Raw genomic sequence first — 3735 nt, 5'->3', positions numbered from 1 at the left:
GGTGATTTCCGCAAGATTATCGAAGGTGTGAACAACACCCTGGATATGATCGTAGAACCGATTATTGCGGTATCAGAAGCGGTTGAAACGATTACTACCGCAGCGAATGAAATCTCCAGTGGTAACTCTGACTTGTCAGCGCGTACTGAGCAACAGGCATCCAGCCTGGAGCAAACGGCGGCGAGCATGGAAGAGTTAGCCTCTACCGTGAAACAAAACGCTGAGAACGCCAAACAGGCGAACCAGCTGGCACTGACTGCTTCAGGTGTTGCTGTCAAAGGCGGTGAAGTAGTGAACGAAGTGGTCGCCACCATGAGTGCGATCAACGAAAGTGCTAAAAAGATCGAGGACATCATCTCGGTGATTGACGGTATTGCGTTCCAGACCAACATCCTGGCGTTGAACGCAGCGGTAGAAGCAGCAAGAGCGGGTGAGCAGGGCCGTGGCTTTGCGGTAGTAGCGGGTGAAGTACGTAACCTGGCCCAACGTTCAGCCAGTGCAGCGAAAGAGATTAAAGAGCTGATCACAGACTCTGTGAATAAAACCACAGAAGGCACCAAGCTGGTAGAGAATGCAGGTAACACCATGGACGAAGTGGTATCTTCAGTACAACGTGTGGCCGACATCATCAGCGAGATCTCCGCGGCATCTACCGAGCAAACGACAGGTATTGATCAAGTGAACCAGGCTGTGACCAGCATGGATGAAACCACGCAGCAGAATGCGGCCTTGGTGGAGGAAGCAGCTGCGGCGGCTGAATCTCTGGTCGATCAGGCCAACCAGCTCACGGCAGCCATTAGCCAGTTTAAACTGGAAGGACGTGGTGCGAGTAGCCATTCAAGAAGTGCAGCCCAGCATTATCATGCACCAGCAAAATCAGTCACAAGTTTTCCCGGTGCCCATGGAGGAGCCGTCGCAAAAAAGTTCTCTTTGGATGACGCCAATAAGGCACATGCACAATGGAAAACACGGCTGATAGACTATATGAATGGGCGACAAAAAGAGCCTATTAACCATGCCGATGCGGCCAGTGATCATAAATGCGACTTGGGTAAATGGATATATGGCGAAGGCAAGCAACACAGCCACCGCAAGGAGTATCGAGATTTGAAAGATGCGCACGCGGACTTTCACCAGAGTGTCGGTGACATTCTAGCCTCTGTCGCAGCGAGAAATATGGATAAAGCCAAGTTCTTGCTAGGCGGTGACTTCTCCAGGCGGTCGAAAGACACACATACTGCGATTGAGAGTTTGTCCAGGGTCCTCTCCGGAGGTGGCGGTAATGCTCCGCCAGCAGCCAGGCATACCATGGCCAGTACCTTTAAGAAAACGGGTACCGATGATGGCGATTGGGAAGAGTTTTAGCGAGGTTTGAATGAAAAAAAGCCGACTGTAAAGCAGTCGGCTTTTTTATTGTAACTAAACTGTTAAAACGCCTGTTTGTCGCTAAAGAAACGGCTGGAAGCGTCGTAAAAGTAACTAAGTGGTAAAGAATAACCACTGTTATTCCCTGTTAAATTGTATGGAGACTTTATGAAAAAAACTTTGAACACAGCCCTGACTATCGTTGCGTTATCCGCTTTTTCGGCGCCGATTTTTGCCGCTGAAGTATGTACCGTTTCGATGATGGGTCGCGTTTGTTATGAAGAGGGCAGTGCTGAACTGACTTCTTCACATATGAAAGGCGACGCAGTTGCAGAGGCCGGTGCTGCCAAGAAAAAAGTAGAAGTTGCAGACGCTTCAAAAGCGAAGAAATAATCGACTTTTTTCAGTCAGCGAATCCCCCTGAACGTAGGGGGATTTTTTATGATTTTTCATACTGGATACTCGGCAGGGCAGGTGAAAACTTGAGCGAAAACAGAGAGATGAAAAGCTTCTTTATTAATGTTTAGTTTGCCAGATTGATAACCGAAAATATAAGAAAGCCAAAAAGGTTATAAAGTTTAAAAATGGATTTAGGAGTCTAAATTATGAGTGTTGCTAAGAGAATGTACATTCTGATTGCCGTCGCAGCTTTGGGGTTGTTCCTGCTGGCGGGAGTGAGTTATTTCCAAACAGACCGGGTGTTTAAATACACCAATTTCGCCAATGAAATGGCCGCGCCGAGTATCGAGATTCTAGATGATACGCTGAGTGAATTTGAAAAGTTGAATAGCCTGATTTGGCAGCATATGCTGAATACAGACAATGCGAAAATGCAGATCATCGAAAAAGAAGTGGCTGAGACCCACGGCAAACTGATGGCCGCATTAAAGCGCTATGACAACTTTATCAGCGATCCGCAGGATAAGCAGTTTTTGGGTAAAGATTACGAGGCGATTAAAGCTTACGATGTCTTGGGTAGCAATACCTTGACCCTTTCGCTTTCTAACAAGAAAACAGAGGCCAGAGATGCTTTGCTGGCGAACCAGGCGGTGATTGAAGGCGTACAAACAGCCATTCGCGAGCACAGACAGTTTAATAATAAGCTGGCTAAAGACAGTGCCAAACAAGCCGCTGCGGTGAAACAAACCGCCATCTTTATGTTGATTGCGATTGCACTTGCTGCATTCGCCGTAGTGGTTTCCATTGGGATTTACATCAAGCGTAATATGTTCAAGCAATTGGGCATGGAACCGTCTGAATTAACCGTGATTGCCCGCAACTTTGTTGAAGGCAATTTGAACCAGAAAATCACCTTGCCTGAAGATGACAAGTCCAGCGTGGCTTATTCTATCCGTGTGTTGCAACGCACACTGGATGGCTTGGTGCAATCCTTGAATTACGTGAGCCAGCAGCATGATGAAGGCGATATTGATTGCAACGTTGATCAAACACGCTTTAAAGGTGGTTATTCTGAAATGGCCGCAGGCATCAATAAAATGGTGGCTGGTCACATTGCAATGAACCGCAGTGCCATTGAAGTGGTAAAAGCATTTGGTGAGGGTAATCTGGATGTGCCGCTGGAGCAGTTCCCAGGCAAGAAGGCCTTTGTGAATGAGGCGATTGAGCAGGTACGTAGCAATATCAAACGCCTGGTGAGCGATGCCGACGAACTGGCACATGCTGCGGTTGAAGGTAATTTGTCTGCCCGCGCTGATGCGAGCAAGCATCAAGGTGATTTCCGTGCGATTGTCGAAGGCATGAACAGCACATTAGATGCGGTGGTGAAACCATTGAATGTGACTTCAAGTTACCTGGACAACATTGCCAAAGGCGTGATTCCAGCGCGTATTCAAGAGCAATATCAGGGTGATTACAGCCTGATCATTAACAACCTCAATACGTGTATTGGTGCAGTGAACGCTTTGGTGGCCGATGCCAATAAACTGGCACAAGCCGCGCAAGATGGCCAGCTGTCTACCCGTGCCGATACGCATCAGCATAATGGTGACTTCCGTAAAGTGATTGAAGGCCTGAATAGCACACTGGATGCAGTGGTCAAACCTCTGACAGTGACTTCAGAGTACCTGGACAATATCGCTAAAGGCCATATTCCAGCGACAATTTCTGAACATTATCCAGGCGATTACAGCCAGATCATTACCAACCTGAACACCAGCATTGAAGCGGTGAACGCGTTGGTGGCCGATACCAGCATGCTGGCAGAAGCGTCTAAAGAAGGCCGCATTACCGTACGAGCTGATGTGGATAAACACAACGGTGATTTCCGCAAGATTATCGAAGGTGTGAACAACACCCTGGATATGATCGTAGAACCGATTATTGCGGTATCAGAAGCGGTTGAAACGATTA

The 3735-nt window shown here is 47.8% G+C and carries 3 protein-coding genes; all 3 read left to right on the top strand.

What is annotated here, in order from left to right:
* Positions 1 to 1365: methyl-accepting chemotaxis protein (locus tag OH31_RS11435; protein WP_024930834.1), on the top strand; the 1365-nt coding region annotated here is incomplete at its 5' end.
* Between the two features lie 168 nt (positions 1366 to 1533).
* The gene (locus OH31_RS11430; protein WP_019882307.1) at positions 1534 to 1758 is read left to right on the top strand and encodes a hypothetical protein; all 225 of its coding nucleotides are present in this window, start codon (positions 1534 to 1536) and stop codon (positions 1756 to 1758) included.
* Positions 1759 to 1988: 230 nt separating this feature from the next.
* The coding region (locus OH31_RS11425) for an MCP four helix bundle domain-containing protein (protein WP_036299207.1) at positions 1989 to 3735 on the top strand (1747 nt) is incomplete at its 3' end.

This window comes from Methylophilus sp. OH31 (assembly GCF_000576615.1).
Lineage (GTDB): Bacteria > Pseudomonadota > Gammaproteobacteria > Burkholderiales > Methylophilaceae > Methylophilus.
This window is presented reverse-complemented; position numbering and strand designations above follow the sequence as displayed.